Origin of the sequence: Paractinoplanes hotanensis (assembly GCF_023717965.1) — a bacterium.
Lineage (GTDB): Bacteria > Actinomycetota > Actinomycetes > Mycobacteriales > Micromonosporaceae > Actinoplanes > Actinoplanes polyasparticus.
In genome coordinates this window covers 79070-99729 of sequence record NZ_JAMQOL010000026.1, presented here as the reverse complement: position 1 = coordinate 99729, position 20660 = coordinate 79070, and the positions used below count along the sequence as shown (strand labels likewise).

Below are 20660 nucleotides of genomic sequence, written 5' to 3'. Positions count from 1 at the left end.
CGTGCCACCGACATTTATGCGCGACGCACAAATCGTCCGACATATGCATCGATACCGGGTCAATAGTGGGCAGCGGCGGAAAGCATTCCCTGGGGAGGCAACGTGCGAATCCTGCTGCTCGTTACGGCGTTCAACGGCCTGAGCCAGCGCGTCTGGTGCACGCTGCGCGAGGCCGGGCACGACGTCGGAGTGCAGCTGGCCACCAGCGCTGCCGACATGATCGAGGCGGTGCGGGCCACGAACCCCGACCTGATCCTGTGCCCGTTCCTCAAGCAGCGGGTGCCGGCCGAGGTCTGGACGAGCCGGCGCACGGTGATCATCCATCCCGGTCCGGTCGGCGACCGCGGCCCGTCCTCGCTGGACTGGGCCATCGCCGACGGCGTGCGCACCTGGGGCGTCACGGCGCTGCAGGCCGTCGAGGAGATGGACGCGGGGCCGATCTGGGCCACCCGTTCCTTCCCCTTGCCCGCCGCTCCCCCGCGCAAGTCGTCGCTCTACAACGGGCCGGTGGCCGACGCCGCGCTGGAGTGCATCCTCGAGACGGTGGCGAAGGCGGCCGACAAGAGCTTCAAGCCGGTGCCGGCCGACCAGGCGCCGACTGAGGCGCCCGGCGCCCGCCCGCGGCCGCTGATGAAGCAGGACGACCGCGCCTTCGACTGGTCCGACCCGACCGAGCAGATCCTGCGCAAGATCCGGGCGGCCGACGGCGCCCCGGGAGTGCGCACCGTGCTTGCCGGGCGGCCGGTCTTCGCGTACGACGCCACCCCCGGCCTGGCCCGGGCGGCGCGGCCGGGCCAGGTGCTCGGCCGCCGGCAGGGCGCCGTGCTCGTCGGCACCGGCGACGGCAGCATCTGGATCGGCCACCTGCGGGACGCCGAGGCCGGCATCAAGCTGCCGGCGACCACCCTGCTCGGCTCGCGGCTGCGCGGCGTGCCCAACTCGCCCCTGCCGGTCGGCGCCGAGCCCGAGTCGCCGTCCGCGTACCGCCAGGTGCGCTACCGCCGCACGGGCCGGATCGGCTGGCTGGCCTTCGACTTCTACAACGGCGCGATGGCGCCGGGGCACTGCCGGCGGCTGCTGGCCGGGTTGCGGCACGCGACCGCCCAGGACACCGAGGTGCTGGTGCTGCGCGGCGGCACCGACGCGTTCAGCAACGGCATCCACCTCAACGTGATCGAGGCGTCGACCGATCCGGCCGGCAGCGCCTGGGCCAACATCCGGGCCATCAACGACGTGTGCCGCGAGCTCGTCACCTGCACCAAGCAGGTGGTCGTGGCGGCGTACGCGGGCAGCGCGGGCGCCGGCGGCGTGATGCTCGGCCTGGGCGCCGACCTGGTGGCGGCGCGCGCGGGCATCGTGCTCAACCCCTACTACGACATGGGCCTGTACGGCTCCGAGCTGCACACCTTCACGCTGCCCCGCCGCGTCGGCGAGGAGCAGGCGCAGCGGCTGGTCGACGACAAGCTGCCGGTGAGCGCCGAGCAGGCGGCCCGGATCGGGCTGGTCGACGAGGTCGGGCCGCGCCACCCCGAGGCGTACGCGGAATGGCTGACCGCCCTGGCCGAGCGGGAGAGCGACCCCCGCACCGCCCGCCGCCGCCGTCAGGCCAAGGCGAAGCGGCTGGCCGGCGAGCGTGTGCCGCTCGAGGTCTACGAGGCCCGCGAGCTGGCCGAGATGAGCCGGGACATGTTCGGCGACCGCAGTGGGTTCGCCGCCGCGCGGCACGACTTCGTGACCAAGGCGCAGCCGGTCGAGACGCCCGAACGCCTGCGGCTGATCCCGGCCAACGTCAGCCGGATCGCGCCCAAGGAGAGCCGCCGGCTCGCGGTGCGCCCTGCTGTGCCCCTGTCCGCCTGATGAGCACGCTCCAGAAGAAGGTCCCCACCGGCCGGGTCCGGGTCAGCGCCGCGCTTCAGGCAGCCACGATGCTGCTGCCCGCGCGCTACAACTACAGCGCCTACAGCGTGCTCGCCGGTCCGGCTGATCCGCCGCCGGCCGAGGGCGAGGCCTATTCCGTACGCATGAAGCGCCTGTCCCGGCGCCGGCCGGCGCTCGCCGTCCTGATCACGTTGTTCGCGTTCGCCTTCGAGAGCACGTTCTTCGGCTGGCTGATCGCGTCGATCGAGGTCCCCGACCGGCGGCTGAACCCGGTGCTCTACGGCGGGGCCGTCGTGATGATCGGCGCGACCGCCACCATCGAGCTGTTCCGCCTGGTCAATGTGGTCACGCTCTGCCTGGCCACGTGGTGGGCGCGCGATCCGGTGCCGGTGGTGCCGGACACGCGGTTGCGGGTCGCGTTCCTGACCACGATCGTGCCCGGCAAGGAGCCGGTGGCGATGGTCGAGCGAACGCTGCGCGCGGCCCGCAACGTGCGCTACGGCGGCACGTACGCGGTGTGGCTGCTCGACGAGGGCGACGACCCCGAGGTCAAGGCCATGTGTGAGCGGCTCGGGGTGCGGCACTTCAGCCGGCGCGGCATCGAGAAGTTCAACACGCCGTCGGGCGCCTTCAAGGCGAAGACCAAGCACGGCAACTACAACTCGTGGGTCGACGTGCACGGCGACGACTACGACGTGTTCGTCTCGGTCGACCCGGACCACGTGCCGCTGCCCAACTTCTGCGAGCGGCTGCTGGGCTACTTCCGCGACCCGGCGGTGGGATTCGTGGTGGGGCCGCAGATCTACGGCAACTACGACAACCTCGTCACGCGCTGGGCGGAGTCGCAGCAGTACCTGTTCCACTCGCTGCTGCAGCGGGCCGGCAACCGGCGCGGGATCGCCATGCTGGTGGGGACGAACAACGCCGTACGCATCTCGGCCCTGAGATCCATCGGCGGCCTGCAGGACTCGATCACCGAGGACATGGCGACCAGCCTCGCGCTGCACGCCGCCGACTGGCGGTCGGTCTACACGCCGGACGTGCTGGCCGTGGGCGAGGGCCCGTCGTCCTGGACCGACTACTTCACCCAGCAGCACCGCTGGTCGCGCGGCACCGACGAGGTGGTGCTGAGCAAGTTCGCCGGGCTGGTCCGCAAGCTCGGGCCGGGCCGGGCGCTCCACTATGGCCTGTTGATGTCGTACTACCCGCTGACCGCGCTGGCCTGGCTGCTCGGCGCGCTGAACGCGTTCTGCTACCTCGCGCTCGGCGCCCAGGGCGTGCACGTGCCGCAGGAGGTGTGGCTGATGCTCTACATCGACGCCGCGCTCTTCCAGGTAGGGCTGTACGTCTTCAACCGGCGGCACAACACGAGCCCGCACGAGGAGGCCGGCTCGTCCGGGCTGACCGGCATGGTGGCGTCCACCCTCTCGACGCCGATCTACGTCTCGTCCTTCGTGGGCGCGGTGCTGCGCCGCAAGGCCGGCTTCGTGGTCACGCCGAAGGGCGACTCGACCAGTCCGGACCGGCTCGCCACGTTCGCGCCCGGCCTGCGCTGGGCGGTGTTCTTCGTCGCGCTGCTGATCGTCGCCGAGGTCACCGGGCACGTCGACAACGCGATGTTCGTCTGGCCCGCGCTCAACCTGCTCATCTGCCTGACCCCGCCGGCGCTCTGGTTCGTCCTGCGCCGCCGAAGTAGACCCGAGGAGTTCACCGTATGAAGCCCCGCCCCCGCCCCAGTCTCGCGCGCCGGATGGCCAGCGGAACAGTCGCGGTGGTGGTGCTCGCCGTGGTCGCTTTCGCGAACCGCCCGGTCCTCGCGGCCGGATCCGAGGCGCTGCACAACTACTCGATCAACCGGCAGTCCTACAAGGAGAAGTTCGGGCACTGGGCCCGGTTGCCGGTGCCGTCCGGCTTCAAGGTCAACGCCATCCACGCCGCCCTGCTCAGCACGGGCAAGGTGCTGATCGTGGCGGGCAGCGGCAACAACCGCGACCAGTTCGAGGCGGGCACCTTCCGGACGGTGCTCTACGACCCCCGCACCGACAAGTTCAGCGAGGTGCCGACGCCGACCGACGTGTTCTGCGCCGGGCACAGCTTCCTGCCCAGCGGCAACCTGCTGATCGCCGGGGGCACCAAGTCGTACGAGGTGCTCGAGAAGGACGTGCGGCGGGCCGGCGGCGTCATGAAGGTCAAGAACGAGTCGCCCGATCACGGCCCGCGCGCCTTCGGCAAGGGCACCGTGTTCCGCTCGGCAGCCGGGCACGAGTACGCCAGCCGCACCGCGTTCACGGTTCCGGCCGCCCGCAAGGTGGTGCACGGTCCGCACGTCGCGGTCACGGCGGGCGAGGTCGAGGTCTGGGTCGACGCCGTACGCCCGGGGGACGCCGCCGTCGTCCGCGCGGGTGCGCAATATCGGATCGCCGGTCTGACCGGCCCCGACGGCAATAACGTCTACGGCGTGGCCGACAAGATCACGCGGGAGAAGCAGGAGTACGGCGGCGACAAGACGTCGTACGAGTTCGACCCCCGCACCGAGCGCTATCACAAGACCGGTGACCTCAAGGAGCACCGCTGGTACCCGACGCTGGTGACGCTGACCGACGGCGACGTGCTCGCGGTCTCGGGCCTGGACGAGTTCGGCCGGATCATCCCCGGACGCAACGAGGTCTACGACTCCAGCACGCGCACCTGGTCGGCCGCGCCCCAGTTCCAGCGCTACTTCCCGACCTATCCGAGCCTGCACGGGATGGCCGACGGCCGCCTGTTCTACTCCGGCGCCAACAGCGGCTACGGCTCGGACAAGGAGGGCCGTACGCCCGGGATCTGGAACCTGGACGGCAACCGCTTCCAGCCCGTGCCGGGTCTGCGGCAGCCGGAACTCAACGAGACGGCCACCTCGGTCATGCTGCCGCCGGTGCAGAACCAGCAGGTGATGATCTTCGGTGGCGGCGGGGTCGGTGACTCGCCGGTCTCGACGGCCCGCACCGACATCGTCGACCTGCGCGACAAGAAGCCGGTCTACCGCCCCGGCCCCGACCTGCCGAAGCCGGCACGCTACCTGTCGACCGTCGTGCTGCCCGACGACACCGTCTTCACCAGCGGTGGCTCGTCCGGCTACCGCGGTGGCCCCTACCACGGCGCGAAGCAGAGTGACCTGTTCAACGCGCAGTTCTACGTGCCCTCGTCGAACTCGTTCCGCACCGCCGCCGAGTCGACGGTCGGGCGCAACTACCACTCCGAGGCGATCCTGCTGCCCGACGGCCGGGTCATCACGATGGGCAGCGACCCGCTCTACGACCGCACGGGCCGGGCGCCGGGCACGTTCGAGCAGCGCATCGAGGTCTACAGCCCGCCCTACCTGTTCCGGGGCAAGCGACCCGCGATCGGCCACGCGCCGGGCGAGGTCGCGCGGGGCAGCGTCTTCGGAGTGGGCTCGCCCGACGCGGCCCGGGTGGCCTCGGCCCGGCTGGTCCGCCCCAGTTCGGTCACCCACGGCACCGACACGGACCAGCGCTCGGTCGCCTTGGGCCTGACCCGGAAGGGCGGCCGCCTCGAACTGCGGGTGCCCGAGCAGGCCGGGGTCGCGCCCTCCGGCTGGTACATGCTCTTCCTCGTCGACGACCGAGGGCTGCCGTCGGTGGCCCGCTGGATCCGGGTCCGGTGATGGCCCGCCGCATCCGGGTGTCCCTGATCGTCTCGGCCGCCCTCGTCGGCCTCGGCACCGTCGCCGTTGCCGCCGGGGCCCGCGAGCGCGACCCGGAGTTGCTGACCCCGCCACCGCCGCGCGCCGTCAGCCCGCACCTCTACGTCGACCCGTCGGGCGCGGCGGTAGCGGCTGCCCGCGCGCTGGAGCGGGCCGGCCGACGGCCCGAGGCGACGATCATCCGGCGCATCGCCGACCAGCCGGCCGCGGTCTGGTTCACCGACGACTCGCCGGGCTACGCCGACCGGGCGCGACGGCTGGCCGCGGCGGCCACGGCGGCCCGGCGGATGGCCGTTCTGACGCTGTACTTCATTCCACACCGGGACTGCTCGGGGCACTCGGCGGGCGGGGCGGCCGACGCCGTCGCGTACCGGAGGTGGGTGACCGCGCTGGCCGGGGCCCTGCGCGGCCACCGCGCCATCGTGGTGCTCGAGCCCGACGCGGTGGCCCAGGCCGTACGCGGGTGCCTGACCCCGGCCCGCCGCACCGAGCGCCTGGCCCTGCTGCGGCACGCCATCGCGACCCTGCGGACCGCGCCCGGGGTGCGCGTCTATCTGGACGCCGGCAACCCGACCTGGATCCCGGCCGCTGAGATCGGGCCGGCGCTGCGCACGGCCGGGGTGGGCGCGGCAGCCGGGTTCGCGCTCAACGTGGCCAACTTCGAGACCACGGGCGACAACGTGCGGTACGGGCTGACCGTGTCGCGGACGGTCGGCGGCAAGCACTTCGTCGTCGACACCAGCCGCAACGGGAACGGGCCGGCCCAGCGCGGCGCGGGCGACCGGCACTGGTGCAACCCGCCCGGGCGCAGGCTGGGGCCGGTGCCGACCCTTTCCACCGGCTTCTCACTGGTCGACGCGTACCTGTGGGTGAAACGTCCCGGGGAGTCCGATGGCGCCTGCGCCCCGGGGCAGCCGCCGGCCGGTCGGTGGTTCCCGGCGTACGCCCTGGGTCTCGCTCGGTGAGGTCGGGTCTCGCTCGGTGAGTGCGGTAGGTGAGACTTAACTCAAAGTCCCCCTCAGTGGGGGTACGCCGATACGATCGGCGAAGTCGGGACAGCGCTGTCCTGGAGCACCTTTGAGGCGAAGGAGCGCCCCCGATAATGAGCGCGCAACAGCATATGCCCGACCAGCACGGCCAGCTCGACCCCGACGGCCCCGATGCCGCTCTGCGCGCAGATATCCGGCGTATCGGCACGTTGCTCGGGCAGACGCTGGCCCGCCAGGAAGGCCGCCCCCTCCTCGACCTGGTCGAGGAGATCCGCGCCCTGGTCCGGCAGGACCCGCAGGCCGCGGCCGACCGCCTGGCCGCCATGGACGTCACGACCGGCACCAAGCTGGCCCGCGCGTTCTCCACCTATTTCCAGCTGGCCAACATCACCGAGCAGGTGCACCGCTCGCGCGACCTGCGCCGGCGGCGTGCCCACGACGGCGGCTGGCTCGACCAGGCGGCCAAGCTGATCGCGGAGCGCGGGGTGCCGGCCGACGAGATCGCCGCGGCCGCCCGCCGCCTCGCCGTCCGCCCGGTCTTCACCGCCCACCCGACCGAGGCGTCCCGCCGCTCGATCCTGTCGAAGCTGCGCCAGCTGGCCGACGCGCTCGACGCCGAGGCGGCCGCCGCCGTGCTCTACGGCCAGGCCGACACCACCGCCTCGACGCGCAAGTTCGCCGAGCTCATCGATCTGCTGTGGCAGACCGACGAACTGCGGCTGGACCGGCCGGAACCGACCGATGAGGCGCGCAACGCCGTCTACTACCTGCGCGACCTGTACGCCGAGGCCGCCCCGCAGGTGCTGGCCGACCTGGCCGAGACGCTGCGTCAGCTCGGGGTCGAGACCGCGCCCACGGCGCGTCCGCTGACCTTCGGGTCGTGGATCGGCGGCGACCGCGACGGCAACCCGTTCGTCACGCCGGCCGTCACCCGGGACGTGCTGATGATCCAGCACGAGCACGGCATCCAGGCCACCGAGGCCGCGATGGACCAGCTCATCGACATGCTGTCGGTGTCGCGGCGGCTGCGCGGGGTCTCGCTCGACCTGTCGGCGTCGCTGGCCAAGGATCTCGACAACCTGCCCGAGGTGGCGCCGCGGTTCCGCCGCACGAACGCCGAGGAGCCGTACCGGCTCAAGGTGCGGGCGATCAAGGCGAAGCTGGCCAGTACCCGGTCCCGGCTGCGCAACGGCACCGCCCACGTGCCCGGCCGCGACTACCTGGGCAGCGACGAGCTGATCAGCGACCTCGAGCTGATCCGGGCCTCGCTGGCCCGCAACTCGGGTCAGCTCACGGCGGTCGGCGTGGTGGCTTCGGCGATCCGTACGGTGTCGGCCTTCGGCCTGCAGCTGGCCACGCTGGATGTGCGGGAGCATGCCGAGAAGCACCACGAGGTGCTGCAGCAGATGTACACGCAGGTCGGCGAGGTGGACGACTACGCCGTGCTCGACCGGGCCGACCGCACCAAGCTGCTGGCCACCGAGCTGACCGGGCGGCGGCCGCTGAGCAGCGCCGACACCCCGCTCACGGACTCGGCCCGCAAGACGTTCGACGTGTTCAACACGATCCGCGACGTGCAGGACAGGTTCGGCGCCGACGTCATCGAGACGTACATCATCTCGATGACCCTGGGCGTCGACGACGTGCTGGCGGCGGCCGTGCTGGCCCGCGAGGCCGGCCTGGTCGACATCCACACCGGGCGCGCCCGGGTCAACATCGTGCCGCTGCTGGAGACGCCGGCCGAGCTCGACGCGGGCGGCGACCTGCTCGACGAGATGCTGTCGCTGCCGGCCTACCGCGAGATCGTGCGGGCCCGGGGCGACGTGCAGGAGGTCATGCTCGGCTACTCCGACTCCAACAAGGAAGCCGGCATCACCACCAGCCAGTGGCGGATCCACAAGGCGCAGCGCTCGCTGCGTGACGTGGCGGCCCGGCACGGCGTACGGCTGCGGCTCTTCCACGGCCGCGGCGGCACCGTCGGCCGGGGCGGCGGCCCCACCCACGAGGCGATCCTGGCCCAGCCGTACGGCACGCTGGACGGCGCCATCAAGGTGACCGAGCAGGGTGAGGTCATCTCCGACAAGTACACGCTGCCCGCCCTGGCCCGCGAGAACCTCGAGCTGACGGTGGCCGCCGTGCTGCAGGCGACGCTGCTGCACACGTCGCCCTCGGTCGACCTCGAGCGGCTGGCCCGCTGGGACGCCACGATGGACTCGGCCTCGGACGCGGCGTTCACGCAGTACCGCACGCTGGTCGAGAACCCGGACCTGGCGGCCTACTTCTGGGCGGCCACCCCGACCGAGTTGCTGGGCGCGCTGAACATCGGCTCCCGCCCGGCCAAGCGGCCCAACGCCGACGCCGGTCTGGGCGGACTGCGGGCCATCCCGTGGGTGTTCGGCTGGACCCAGACGCGGCAGATCGTGCCGGGCTGGTTCGGCGTCGGCACCGGCCTCAAGGCGGCTCGCGAGGCCGGCCACACCGGGACGCTCCAGGAGATGTACGGCAACTGGCAGTTCTTCCAGACGTTCGTGTCGAACGTCGAGATGATGCTGACCAAGACCGACCTGACCATCGCCCGGCGCTACGTCGAGACCCTGGTGCCGGAACACCTCCGCCCGATCTTCGCCACCATCGAGGCGGAGTACGAGCTGACGGTGCGCGAGATCCTGGCCGTCACCGGCACGTCCGAGCTGCTGCAGAACCAGCCGGAGCTCAAGCGCACCCTCGACGTGCGGGACACGTACCTCGAGCCGCTGCACCACCTGCAGGTGGCGCTGCTGCGGCAGTACCGCGAAGCGGGCGAGGCCGACCGGCAGAGCGTGGTGGCGCCGGGCTCGCGGCGGGTGGTGTCCGACTCGACGGCGCTCGAGCGGGCCCTGCTCACCTCGGTCAACGGTATTGCCGCGGGGATGCGCAACACCGGCTGATTTGGTCCACTTTGAACGGGTCCGGGAGCTGATCCCGGGCCCGTTCAGTGTTTGCGGAGCCATCGAGAGACGGCTATGGTGCGACGTGGGAGCGCTCCCACATCCCCTTTCCCCTCCCCGATGGAGCCCCGATCCCCATGCGCAGATGGAGACTTGCCGCCGGCGTCGCAGTCGCGATCGCCGCCGCCTCGGTGGCCACGGTCATCGCCCAGCCGGCCAACGCCGAGACCGCCGCCTTCACGGTGACGGGCTCGTGGAGCAACGGCTACCAGGGCCAGGTCGAGGTCCGGAACAACACGTCGTCCACGATCAACACCTGGCGGGTGCAGCTCACCCTGCCCGCCGGCACCACGATCGTCAATTCCTGGAGCGCCACGCAGTCGGCGTCCGGCTCGACCTGGACGTTCACGCCGGCCGGCTGGAACGGCACGCTGGCCGCGGGCGCCTCCACCTCGTTCGGCTTCATCGCCAGCGGCACCGGGCGGCCGACCTCGTGCTCGGTCAACGGCGCCAGCTGTGACGGCTCGTCCGGCCCGACCACCCCGCCCGTCACAACACCGCCAACCACGCCGCCCACCACTCCCCCGACGGGCACCACCCCCGTCGCGCAGAACGGGCAGCTGCGGGTCTGCGGCGTGAAGCTGTGCAACGCGGCCGGCAAGGCGATCCAGCTGCGCGGCATGAGCACGCACGGCCTGCAGTGGTTCGCCGACTGCTACAACGACGCCTCGCTCGACGCGCTGGCCGACGACTGGAAGGCTGACCTGCTGCGGGTCTCGATGTACGTGCAGGAGGGCGGCTACGAGACCAACCCGGCCGGCTTCACCGCGCAGGTCAACAACCTGGTCGAGGAGGCCACCCAGCGCGGGCTCTACTCCATCATCGACTTCCACACGCTGACCCCGGGCGACCCGAACTACAACCTGGCCCGGGCCAAGACGTTCTTCGCCGAGGTCTCGGCCCGGCACGCTTCGAAGAACAACGTCATCTACGAGATCGCCAACGAGCCCAACGGCGTCAGCTGGGCCGGCATCAAGAGCTACGCCGAGCAGGTCATCCCCGTGATCCGGGCCAACGACCCGGACGCCGTGGTCATCGTCGGCTCGCGCGGCTGGTCCTCGCTGGGTGTCTCGGAGGGCGCGACCTCGAGTGAGATCACCGCCAACCCGGTCAACGCGTCCAACATCATGTACGCGTTCCACTTCTACGCCGCTTCGCACAAGGACAACTACCGCGCCGAGGTGCAGCGCGCCGCGGCCTCGCTCCCGCTGTTCGTCACGGAGTTCGGCACGGTGACCTACACCGGCGGCGGCCAGGTCGACCTGGCCAGCACCGCCACCTGGCTCGACCTGCTCGACCGCCTGCAGATCGGCTACGCCAACTGGACGTACTCCGACGCCGACGAGAGCAGCGCCGCCTTCCGCCCCGGCACGTGCGGCGGCCCGACCTACGCCGGCACGGGTGTCCTCACCGAGTCCGGCACCTACCTGCGCAGCCGCATCAGGACCGCCGACAACTTCTGATCGGCCTCAGACCACGTGCGCCCCGGGCTTCCCACCAGGCCCGGGGCGCACGTGTTCCCGGATCAGCCGCTCGCCGATCACGATGGACGGCCTGGTCCAGGCGGCCAGCAGGGCGTCGAGGTCGGGGGTCTCGGTCAGGAACCACCCGGAGTAGAAGGTGCCGGTCGTCCACTCCCGCACCTGGGACAGCCGGGCCACCTGGTTGAGCCGGGCGCCGAGGCCGAGCCGCCGCGACACGTAGACGTCGGTGCCGAGCTGCTGCCCGCCGGCGAGCGCGGCCGGCGTCGGGGTCGAACCCTCGGAGTGCAGGACGGCGTAGGCCGGGTCGAGCGCCGCGCAGCAAGCCTCGAAATAGCGCAGCACGACCTCCTCGCGCACCTCGGCGGCGGCCCGCTCCCGCTCGTCCCAGATTGATCGCGGCAGGGCGAAGGCGCCCGCCTCGACCGTGACGTCCACCGGGTGCCGCCCGGCCGGAAGCTCCTCACCGGGCGTCGCCTCGAACGAGACCGCAGCCTGCCCCACGCCGGGCAGGTTCATGGCCACCCGGTACGCGCACCCGTCGCGCAGACCGCGGCGCACCTCCCGGGCCGACCGAGCCCCGGCGTACGAGATGCCCGGCGCATCCGGCACCCGCGAGAACGCGAGCCCGGTCGGGCCGAAGAACATCGCGCCGCTGTAGGTCCCGCCGCACTGCTCCAGGACGTCGGCGACCGCGGCCAGGGCGGGCTCGTCCAGATCCCGCCCCGGCCAGAGCCCGAACGAGAGGAAGACCCCACCCGGCCACATAGACGTATGCCCCATGTGTTGAGGAACGCTTCGACCGCCGTCGAGGATGTGGGTTCAGCCCGGGCTGCTGCCCCACGGCAAGCCGGCCACCCGCGCGTGTTCCTCGACGCAGGCGGTGAAGCTCGGCCATTCGGCCGCGACGCCGGCGTCCCCCTCCTCGTACAGCTGCACCGGTGGATCGTCGAGCGCCGCGTCGGTCAGCCAGTGGACGGCGTAACCACCGTGGATGCCGATGACGACGGCGGTGTCCGGCAGAAGTTCCGGGTGGCCCTCGGACTCCAGCAGCGCCCGCGCCTCGTCCTTGAGCTCGACGAGGTACGGATAGCTCTCGATGCCGGCGATCAGGCTGAAGCTCTTCGGCCCGCCGAGGAACCTCAGGTATTCCTCGTACCTCGCCGGGAGCCGGTCGAGGCCCTGACCCAGGGTGATCTCGCGGATCTCGTCAGCGGTCAGACCGCTGACTCGTCCGCCCGTCTCGATGATCACCCGGGCCAGGGCTTCGAACGACGTCACTTGGGCTTTCGCTTGTCCCTCAGTGCCTTCTGCATCTCTTCCGGAGTCTCCCAGGTGTACGAGATGTCGAGCTTGATGTGGGGGTACTTGTTCTTGAACTGCTGGATGACCGACGAACAACTCGGACAGGGCGCAGCCTCGGTGTAGAGCTTGATCGTGCCACGCGCGTCGGCCGGCAGGAACGACGCGTAGTGCTCCAGGATCTGAGCCTCGGAGTCCCACTCCTTGCCGGGCGGGGTCGAGAACTGGCGCGCCGCCGGCGCGTCGACGGTGCCCGGGTTCCGGTGCTTCCCGCTCACGCTGTAGAGCGTGTCCATCTCGCCGAACAGGTCGTGCTGGGCCACGGCGATGTTGCGGTTGATGCCGGCGCCGTTGTTCTGGTTCGCCCGGTAGGCGGCGGCGAGGTCGCTTCCCTGGCAGTTGTGGACGAGAACCGGGGTGGCGCCGGCCTTCACGTAGTAGGTCGGGATGCCCGCGACGCTCAGGTTGTAGACCCGCGCCTCGGCCGTCCGCGCCTCGACCGCCTCGACCTGGGCCCACGTCCCGCTCGCGGTGCGCAGCCACTGGCCCGCCTCGAGGGAGCCGGCCGGCACCCAGGCCCGCAGGTCGGCCACCCAGAACGGGTGGTTCGACGTCGCCGTGACTGCGCCGCCACCGGCGACCTTCACGGCCACCAGGCTCTTGGTCCCCGAGCCGACGATGGTGTCGGTGACCGGCCGGGCCCCGCTCCGCCCCGTCTCGGGGTCGGTGGCCAGCACCTCGTCGCCCTTCTCGACCTCGTCGATGGGCTGCTCGGTGCCGTCGGCCATGACGACCGGCGTGTCCTCGGTGAAGCTGTTCTTACATCCGCCCATCAGCGTGCGCACGATGTTCTTGATGTTGCGCAGCTTGTCGGAGTTCTTGAGCATCTTGGCGCCCGAGGCCAGCCAGCCGAAGACCGGCACGGCCGCACCGACCGACAGCAGGCCACCCAGGACGTCGCCGCGTCCGAAGGAGATCGCCGCGTCCGCCGCGTCGCACGCCTCGCCGACGCCCGGAACCATCCCGCACAGGCCGAGGACGAACTGGAGCATGTCCATCAGCAGGTCGGGGTTGTCCTGCACGAAGGTGTTGAGGTCCTTCAGCATGTCGCAGCCGAGGTTGCGCTCGGTCGTCGAGGCGCACTGCTGCGGGTTGACCAGCGCCTTGGCGAAGTCCTTGTAGACCCCGACGCAGTTGGCGCTCAGCGCGTCCGTGGAGGCGAGACAGCCCCACGACTTGTGCTCGTCGAGCGCGGCGCCGTCGCCCCCGAACGCGGTGCCCGCCTGCGTGCTGCGCCGCAGGGCCTCGTCCTCCTTGAGCGCCTGCGTGTAGATCGCGGACGCTTCCTTGGCGGCCTGGTCAGCCGCGGCGGCGTCCCGGCCGGCCGCGAGGGCCGACTGCTTCGCGTCGTACGCCGCGTTGGCCGCGTTCCGCGCGTCGCCGGCCGCCCGGCGGGAGGCCGCGGTGGCCGTCGCCGCCGATCGCGCGGCGCTCTCGGCGCTGGCCTGGGCACGGTTCGCCGCCGACTTGGCGGTCTCGGCCGACTGGGCCGCCTGGTTGGCCGACGCCTTGGCCGCGTTGGCCGACTGACGGGCGTCCTCGGCGTACTCCCCGGCCTTCGTCGCCGATGCGGCCGCCTTCTGCCGCCACGACTCGGCCTCGGCCGACGCCTTGCGGGCCACCGCCGCGACCCGGCTGGCCTCGGCCGCGTCGGCGAGCGCGGTCTCGGCGTACTGCTGGGCCTGGACGATCAGCGCCCGCACGGTGCTGACGTGCGCCGCCTGCTCGGCGTCCCGCTGTGCCGCCTTGTAGCGCGTCACGTTCAGGAAGTACGAGATGTACGAGACCGGCCCCGCCAGCGCCACCTGTCCGGCCGCCTGGACCTCCGGGCCGCCGGTCTCCATGACGCGGTAGACCTCGAACCGCTCGTCGGCCGCGCGTGCCGCGAACTGGCCGCTGCGCAGGAACTGGTGCAAGTCGGCGCTGGTGCCGCCGAGCGCCCGCTCCCCCGCGGCCTTGACGTTGCCGTCGGCCGTCTCGAGGATCCGGTAGATCTCGGCTCGGTCCTTGACGGTCTTGCCCGCGTAGCTGCGGGTGCGCAGGAAGCGGTCGACGGTGGCGTCATCCCCGGCCAGCGCGGTGCGGGCCGCGGTCTTCTCGGCGCCGTCGGGCAGTGTGTCGATCAGGCGCCAGGCGCGGGCCCGGTCGTCCTGGCCGGAGGCGAGCCGGCGGCCCTCGGTGAGCCACGAGCGCATCTCGACCTCGCCGCCGGACAGCACGTCCTGCGCGGCGATCTTCGACCAGTCGCCGCCGGTCTTCGTCAGGTCGAGGGCGGCCCGGCGACCGTGCTCCATCATCACCGCGGTCGGCGCGCCGACCGCGCTCGCCGTGGTCAGCAGCGCCCGGGTGGCCGGGCTGACCCGGTCCTCCTCGGGGGTGTCCCAGGTCAGGTTCCGGTTCCACTCGGCGATCTCGCCGCCCACGGCCTTCGCCGCCTGATCGGCCGCGAGCGCGTCCTCCGCGGCCTCGACACCCTGCTCGGTCGCCTCCGCGAGGCGGGCGATGTCCTCCTGGCGGGCCAGCTTCTCGAGCTCCACCGCCTGGTTGGCCGCCTGCACGGCCGTGTTGGAGGCCTCGATGGCCGCCGCGGCGTGCCGGGTCGACTCGGCCGCCGCCTTCGAGGCGTCGTAGGCCGAGTCGGCCGCTTCCATGGCCGCGGCTGCGGCCCGTTCGGCGTGCTGGGCCGCGGACTCGGCGAAGCGGAACGCCTCGTCGGAGGCCTTGGCGGCGGCCCGCGCGAGCGAGATCGCCCGGTCGGCGGCGCGACCGGCCGCGGCCGCCTGCCGGCGTGCCCGCTCGGCGGCGTCCCGGGCCCGCTGGGCCTGGGCGGCCGAGACGCCGGACTGGTTGCCGGCTTCGGCGGCGGCGGTGGCCGCGGCCGCCGCCTGCCCGCTCGCGTCCTTCGACGCCTGCCCGGCGGCCTCGGCCTGGGCCAGCGCCCGGTCCCGTTCGGCCTTGATCTGGTCGAGCTGCCGCGCCTTGGCGGCCGCGTCCCGGGCCTGCTGCGCGGCCTGCCGGGCGGCCGCGGCCTTGCTCGCGTCGGTGCGCGCCAGGGCCGCCGCCTGCTGTGCCCGGGCCGCCGCCTGCGCCGTCAGCGAGGCGGCGGTGGTCGCCTTGCGGGCCGCGTCGGACGCGATCCGGGCCGCCCGCATGGCCGCGTTGGACGCGCTGACCGCTTCCCGTGCCGCCTCGGCGGCTCCGGCGGCCGCGTCCGCGGCTCGTCCGGCCGCGGCCGAGGCCTTCGCCGCGTCCCGGCCGGCCGCCTTGGTCTCGGCCGCGGCCACCTGGGCCTGCTTCTTGGCCTCGGCCGCGGCGTTGACGGCCCGCGTCGAGGCCTCCTGAGCGGCCAGCGACTCGCGGGCCGTCGTCTCGCCGGCCTCCTTGGCCTGCTCGGTGAGCTTGGTGACGGACGCGAGCTCCGCGTCGCGGGCCCGGGCCACGAACTGGCCCGTCGCCAGGAATTCGGTCAGGTCCTCGGCGGCGCCGGCGAGCGCGCGCTGGGCCGCCTGGTCGAGGATCGGCCCGCTGTTGTTGCTGCCGCCGGTCAGCATCCGCGTCGCGGCCAGGCGGTCGTCGGCATGCTCGGCCGACTCGCGGCCGGACGACAGGAACTGATTGAGCTCCTCCGGCGTGCCGGCCAGCGCTCGCTGGGCCGCGGCCCTGGTCGTCGGGCCGCCGGACTCGGCGACCCGGAAGACGCGGACGCGCTCGTCCGCCTTCCAGGCAGCGTCGTAGCCGCCCTGCACAAAGGCCCGGATGTCGTCGACGTCGCCCGACAGCGCCTGCAGCGCCGCCGCCCGCGTCGACGGGCCGTCCATGCCGGCCAGCACCTCGGCGCCGGCCCGCAGGTCGGCCTCGACCGCCGCTTCGCGGGCGCCGTCCTGGTAGGCCTGGAACTCGGCGTCACCGCCGAGCAGGACGGCCTCGGCCGCCCGGCTCAGTGACGGGCCGCCGTCCATCATGTCGTCGACGACGACGGAACGGTCGTACCGCGGCTCGTCGGCCCAGGCGGGCGCCTGGGCCGTCAGCAGCTGCGCGGCCATGGTCAGGGCGGCCACCGAGGCGATCCGGCGCAGCCAGGAAGCTCCCGCGCGCCGGGCGCGCGGGAGTGCGACGTCATTCATGAATTCCCCCGTGGAAATCATCACCGGGCGAAAGGACCCGGGAACTACTCGGTGCGGTCGATCAGCCGTTCAGACGGAGTTCGACGAGGACCGCCTGCGGCAGTTCGTCGTCCGTGCCCGGATAGATCGGGACGGGCCGGTTGGCCGGCACGTCGTACGTCTTCTCGCCCTCGGGCGTCGAAGCCGTCGCCTCGACCGGGACGTTGCCGGCGCGGACGCCGAACGTGCTCGGCACCTCGAGCGTGAGGAAGCCGCTGGTGCCGATGGTCTTGAAGCAGTACAGGTAGCTGTACGGGTCGACGTCGACCATCTGCTCGATCTGGATCTCGGCCGTGGCGCACTGGCCGTCGACGTCGATGTTCTTGCGCTCGGTGAACATGATGTGGCCGTCGCCCTTGAAGACCTTGAGCCCGTACTGCGCGAGGATCTGCTCGCTGCCCGGGTGCACGTAGTCCTCGACCAGTGACGGCGGTTCGTCCGCCGCCTGCGCGAGGTTGCCGGTGACCAGGACGCCCGCGGCGACGGCAACCGTCGCCGCGCCGACCCAGGGAAGGATCCGCATTTTCTTTTACCCCCGTCGATCTATCAAGCCGGGAGCAATTTATCGACTACGAGCGATGGATACAACACCGGGCCCCGCCCCGGCGCGAAAGCTGAGAGGAAGCTGAGAGAGCCTGAGAGTGTCTCAGGGTTTCGCCGGATCCGATCGGGTGCGCCGACTTCCTAGGCTGAGTGCCGTGACCATCATCGCGACACAGTCGCTCACGAAGACGTACGGCGGCGGGGTGACCGCCTTGAGCGAGCTCACCGTCGACGTCGAAGCGGGCGTGATCGGGCTGGTCGGCGCCAACGGGGCCGGCAAGAGCACGTTTATCAAGATCATGCTGGGCCTGACCGCGCCCACCAGCGGGGACGTGCGGGTGTTCGGGCTCGACCCGGTGACCGAGACCGACCAGGTGCGGGCGCGGGTCGGTTACATGCCCGAGAACGACTGCCTGCCTCCGGACGTGTCGGCCGCCGAGTTCGTGACCCACCTCGGCCGGCTCAGCGGGCTGCCGAAGACGGCCGCGCGTGAACGGGCCTCCGAGGCGCTGCGCCACGTCGGCCTCTATGAGGAGAGGTACCGCCAGATCGGCGGCTACTCGACCGGCATGAAGCAGCGTGTGAAGCTCGCCCAGGCCCTGGTGCACGACCCCGACCTGCTGCTGCTCGACGAGCCCACCAACGGCCTCGACCCGGCCGGCCGCGACGCCATGCTCAGCCTGGTGCACCGCATCGGCAACGAGTTCGGCATCTCCGTGGTCGTCTGCTCCCACCTGCTCGGCGAGGTGGAGCGCATCTGTGACTCGCTGATCGCGATCGAGGCCGGCCGCCTGCTGCGGGCCGACCGGATCTCGGCCATGACGGGCGCCTCCGACGTGCTGGCGGTCGAGGTCAGCGAGGGCACGGACGAACTGGCCGAGGCGCTGACCCAGCTGCAGCTCACGGTGACCCGCGAGGGCCGCCTGCTGCTGGTGCCGCTCACGGCGCAATCGGACTACGACGCCATCCTGCGTGCCGTGGCGGAGCTCGACCTGCCGTTGCACCGCCTCGACCAGCGACGCCACCGGGTGGCCGAGCTCTTCACCGCGAAGGAGACGGCCGATGTCTGACGCCGGCGTCATCCATGACATCGGGTACCAGCGCTACGAGGGCCCCCGCCTGGGCCGCACCGCGGTGTTCGGAGCGATCTACCAGCACGGGCTGCGCGCCTCGTTCGGACTGGGCCGCTCGGCCAAGGCCAAGATCTTCCCGTGGCTGGTGGCGGGCATCGTCCTGCTGGTCGCGGTGATCAACGCCGCGGTGAAGGCCCAGGCCAACATCATTCTGTTCGACTACTTCTCGTTCGACGACACGATGAGCTGGCTGGTGATCTTCTTCGTCGCCATCGTGGCGCCGGAGCTGGTGTCACGGGACATGCGCTCGGGCGTGCTGCCGCTCTACTTCAGCCGGCCGCTGCGCGCCTTCGACTACATCGGGGCCAAGTTCGTCGCGCTCGCCACCGCGGTGTTCCTGCTGCTCGGGGTGCCTCAGCTGATCATGTTCCTGGGCGGGGCGTTCACCACCGACGACGGCGCCAAGGGCGTGTGGAACGAGTTCCTCGACCTGCTGCCCGGCTGGGGTTACAGCCTGCTGTGGGCCGTGCTGTTCGCCTCGATCAGCCTGCTGATCGCCTCGGTCACCGGCAAGCGGGCCTTCGCGGCCGGTGGCGTCGTCGCGTTCTTCCTGATGACCACGCCGGTCGTCGGCGTCCTGAGCATCCTGCCCTCGACCACCGCCCAGCACCTGGCCGGCCTGGCCAGCCCGATGTCGCTGCTCGCCGGCGTGCAGTCGTGGCTGCGCGGCCAGAACAGCATGGACCTGGACATCGGCGAGTTCGGCGTGATCTACGGCATCGAGCTGTTCTGCCTGGTCCTCGCGGCCATGCTGTTGTTGCTGGCCCGCTACCGGAAGGTGGCCTCGCTGTGAGCGTCGTCCAACTCGAGAACGTCTCCCGCTGGTACGGCAACGTCGTCGCGGTCAACGACATCAGCATGACCCTGGAGCCGGGCGTGACCGGCCTGCTCGGCCCGAACGGCGCCGGCAAGACCACGGTGCTGCACATGATGGCCGGCTTCCTCGCCCCGTCCAAGGGCTCGGTCACCATCGACAACGCGCCGACCTGGCGCAACCCCGGGATCTACCGCACCCTGGGCCTGGTCGCCGAGCGCGAGGCCGTGCACGGGTTCCTCACCGCGTACGAGTTCGTGCTGGCCTGCGCCAAGATGCAGAAGCTGCCCGACCCGGCCGCGGCCACCCGGCGCGCCCTGGAACTGGTCGAGATGACCAGCGCGCAGGACAGGCGGATCGGCACCTTCTCCAAGGGCATGCGGCAGCGCACCCGGGTCGCCGCCTCGCTGGTCCACGAGCCGCAGGTGCTGCTGCTCGACGAGCCCTTCAACGGCATGGACCCGCGCCAGCGCGTGCACATGATGGAACTGCTGCACCGGCTCGGCGACGAGGGCCACACGATCCTGTTCAGCTCGCACATCCTGGAAGAGGTCGAGCAGCTCTCCGGCCTGGTCCAGGTGATCGTGGCCGGCCGGCTCGCGGCCTCGGGCGACTACCGGCGCATCCGGCGGCTGATGACCAACCGGCCGCACGTGTTCGCCGTGCAGAGCTCCGACGACCGGCGGCTCGCGGTCGCGCTGATCGGCGAGAAGTCGGTGAGCGGCATCGAGGTCGAGGCGACCGGCCTGACCGTGCGAGCGTCGGACTACGGCAGCTTCACCCGCGCGCTGCCGCGCATCGCGCTCGGCGAGGGCATCCGGCTGCGCAAGCTGCTGCCGTCCGACGAATCCCTGGAGAGCGTCTTCTCCTACCTGCTGGAGGCATGATGTCCACGGTCGCCTACATCACCGCGCGCGGTCTGTTCGGCCGCCGCCGGGTGCTTCTGCTGCTGCCCCTGCCGTTGCTGCTGATCGGCTTGGCCGCTATCTGCAAGGCGTACGACGTCAGCCCCGACCAGTGGGGGCAGCCGGTCGTCGTGGGGCTCGGCCTGGCCGTCGTGCTGCCGGTCATCTCGCTGATCGTCGGCACCGGCGTGCTCGGCTCCGAGGTCGACGACGGCACGATCGTGCACATCCTGACCAAGCCGCTGGCCCGCCGCGACATCATCCTGGCCAAGCTGCTGGTGGCGGCCGGGGTCAGCGCGGTCACGGCGGCGGTGCCGCTGTTCGTCGTCGGGGCCCTGGCCAACTCCGTGCGCTTCGGCCTGGCCCTCGCGGTCGGCGCGGTGGCCGGCGCCATCGCCTACTCGGCCCTCTTCCTGCTGCTGAGCCTGGTCTCCCGCCGCCCGGTGCTGCTCGGGCTCGCGTACATCCTGGTGTGGGAGGGTTTGCTCGGCCGGTTCGTCAGCGGCACCCGGGTGCTCTCGATCGAGCAGTACGTCATCACGATCGCCGACAAGATCGCGCCGACCGGCATGCTCGACGGCAAGGTCTCGGTGCCCGTCGCCATCGTGATGAGCGCGATCTTCGCCCTGGGCGGGACGATCTACGCGATCAACCGGCTGGGCTCGTTCAGCGTGGCCGGGGAAACCAGCTAGAAATCTTAGT

14 protein-coding genes are annotated in these 20660 nt (G+C 71.7%); 10 read left to right on the top strand and 4 right to left on the bottom strand.

The genetic code is table 11. The features are described 5' to 3' along the window. Positions 1-102: 102 nt before the first annotated feature. The 6 genes from LXN57_RS20360 to LXN57_RS20335 all read left to right on the top strand — a co-directional run bounded on the left by LXN57_RS20360 (position 103) and on the right by LXN57_RS20335 (position 11020). The gene (locus LXN57_RS20360; RefSeq protein WP_251799746.1) at positions 103-1857 is read left to right on the top strand and encodes a hydrogenase maturation protein; all 1755 of its coding nucleotides are present in this window, start codon (positions 103-105) and stop codon (positions 1855-1857) included. Beyond that, entirely contained in the window at positions 1857-3596 is a 1740-nt protein-coding gene (locus LXN57_RS20355; RefSeq protein ID WP_251799745.1) for a glycosyltransferase family 2 protein, read from the top strand. Before LXN57_RS20360 ends, LXN57_RS20355 begins: the two co-directional genes overlap by 1 nt. Beyond that, on the top strand, positions 3593-5542 hold the full coding sequence (gene glxA, locus LXN57_RS20350) for a radical copper oxidase GlxA (RefSeq protein ID WP_251799744.1): 1950 nt from the start codon (positions 3593-3595) through the stop codon (positions 5540-5542). Before LXN57_RS20355 ends, glxA begins: the two co-directional genes overlap by 4 nt. Continuing rightward, complete coding sequence (locus LXN57_RS20345) at positions 5542-6546, top strand: glycoside hydrolase family 6 protein (RefSeq protein ID WP_251799743.1); 1005 nt, start codon at positions 5542-5544, stop codon at positions 6544-6546. The genes glxA and LXN57_RS20345 overlap by 1 nt, the downstream gene beginning before the upstream one ends. Before the next feature lie 155 nt (positions 6547-6701). After that, positions 6702-9497, top strand: a complete 2796-nt coding sequence (gene ppc, locus LXN57_RS20340) for a phosphoenolpyruvate carboxylase (protein ID WP_251799773.1) — start codon at positions 6702-6704, stop codon at positions 9495-9497. 137 nt (positions 9498-9634) lie between these two features. Continuing rightward, complete coding sequence (locus tag LXN57_RS20335; RefSeq protein WP_251799742.1) at positions 9635-11020, top strand: cellulase family glycosylhydrolase; 1386 nt, start codon at positions 9635-9637, stop codon at positions 11018-11020. Between the two features lie 6 nt (positions 11021-11026). On the opposite strand, the gene LXN57_RS20330 is transcribed toward LXN57_RS20335, so the two are convergent. The 4 genes from LXN57_RS20330 to LXN57_RS20315 all read right to left on the bottom strand — a co-directional run bounded on the left by LXN57_RS20330 (position 11027) and on the right by LXN57_RS20315 (position 17086). Beyond that, positions 11027-11821, bottom strand: coding sequence for a hypothetical protein (locus LXN57_RS20330; RefSeq protein ID WP_251799741.1), 795 nt, complete (start codon positions 11819-11821; stop codon positions 11027-11029). A gap of 39 nt (positions 11822-11860) precedes the next feature. After that, positions 11861-12319 (bottom strand): hypothetical protein, encoded by a 459-nt coding sequence (locus LXN57_RS20325; RefSeq protein WP_251799740.1) that lies wholly within the window; start codon positions 12317-12319, stop codon positions 11861-11863. After that, positions 12316-16524, bottom strand: coding sequence for a polymorphic toxin-type HINT domain-containing protein (locus LXN57_RS20320; RefSeq protein ID WP_251799739.1), 4209 nt, complete (start codon positions 16522-16524; stop codon positions 12316-12318). The genes LXN57_RS20325 and LXN57_RS20320 overlap by 4 nt, the downstream gene beginning before the upstream one ends. A 61-nt stretch (positions 16525-16585) precedes the next feature. Then, on the bottom strand, positions 16586-17086 hold the full coding sequence (locus tag LXN57_RS20315; RefSeq protein WP_251799738.1) for a hypothetical protein: 501 nt from the start codon (positions 17084-17086) through the stop codon (positions 16586-16588). A 175-nt stretch (positions 17087-17261) separates the two neighbouring features. On the opposite strand from LXN57_RS20315, the gene LXN57_RS20310 reads away from it, so the two are divergent. Genes LXN57_RS20310 through LXN57_RS20295 form a run of 4 tightly spaced genes read left to right on the top strand, consistent with a single transcriptional unit; the run spans position 17262 to position 20650 of the window. Next, positions 17262-18176 carry an ABC transporter ATP-binding protein gene (locus LXN57_RS20310; protein WP_251799737.1) on the top strand — a complete coding sequence of 305 codons (915 nt, stop codon included), beginning with the start codon at positions 17262-17264 and terminating at the stop codon, positions 18174-18176. Then, complete coding sequence (locus LXN57_RS20305) at positions 18169-19032, top strand: ABC transporter permease (protein WP_251799736.1); 864 nt, start codon at positions 18169-18171, stop codon at positions 19030-19032. Before LXN57_RS20310 ends, LXN57_RS20305 begins: the two co-directional genes overlap by 8 nt. Beyond that, positions 19029-19940 carry an ABC transporter ATP-binding protein gene (locus LXN57_RS20300; protein WP_251799735.1) on the top strand — a complete coding sequence of 304 codons (912 nt, stop codon included), beginning with the start codon at positions 19029-19031 and terminating at the stop codon, positions 19938-19940. Before LXN57_RS20305 ends, LXN57_RS20300 begins: the two co-directional genes overlap by 4 nt. Next, entirely contained in the window at positions 19940-20650 is a 711-nt protein-coding gene (locus LXN57_RS20295) for an ABC transporter permease (RefSeq protein WP_251799734.1), read from the top strand. The genes LXN57_RS20300 and LXN57_RS20295 overlap by 1 nt, the downstream gene beginning before the upstream one ends. Positions 20651-20660 lie beyond the last annotated feature (10 nt).

Bases quoted from the DNA above. Each gene is read 5' to 3' on its own strand.
- LXN57_RS20355 (WP_251799745.1), top strand. From the start codon at position 1,857: ATGAGCACGCTCCAGAAGAAGGTCCCCACCGGCCGGGTCCGGGTCAGC.
- ppc (WP_251799773.1), top strand. From the start codon at position 6,702: ATGCCCGACCAGCACGGCCAGCTCGACCCCGACGGCCCCGATGCCGCT.
- LXN57_RS20320 (WP_251799739.1), bottom strand. From the start codon at position 16,524: ATGAATGACGTCGCACTCCCGCGCGCCCGGCGCGCGGGAGCTTCCTGG.
- LXN57_RS20335 (WP_251799742.1), top strand. From the start codon at position 9,635: ATGCGCAGATGGAGACTTGCCGCCGGCGTCGCAGTCGCGATCGCCGCC.
- LXN57_RS20330 (WP_251799741.1), bottom strand. From the start codon at position 11,821: ATGGGGCATACGTCTATGTGGCCGGGTGGGGTCTTCCTCTCGTTCGGG.
- LXN57_RS20345 (WP_251799743.1), top strand. From the start codon at position 5,542: ATGGCCCGCCGCATCCGGGTGTCCCTGATCGTCTCGGCCGCCCTCGTC.
- glxA (WP_251799744.1), top strand. From the start codon at position 3,593: ATGAAGCCCCGCCCCCGCCCCAGTCTCGCGCGCCGGATGGCCAGCGGA.
- LXN57_RS20295 (WP_251799734.1), top strand. From the start codon at position 19,940: ATGTCCACGGTCGCCTACATCACCGCGCGCGGTCTGTTCGGCCGCCGC.
- LXN57_RS20305 (WP_251799736.1), top strand. From the start codon at position 18,169: ATGTCTGACGCCGGCGTCATCCATGACATCGGGTACCAGCGCTACGAG.
- LXN57_RS20315 (WP_251799738.1), bottom strand. From the start codon at position 17,086: ATGCGGATCCTTCCCTGGGTCGGCGCGGCGACGGTTGCCGTCGCCGCG.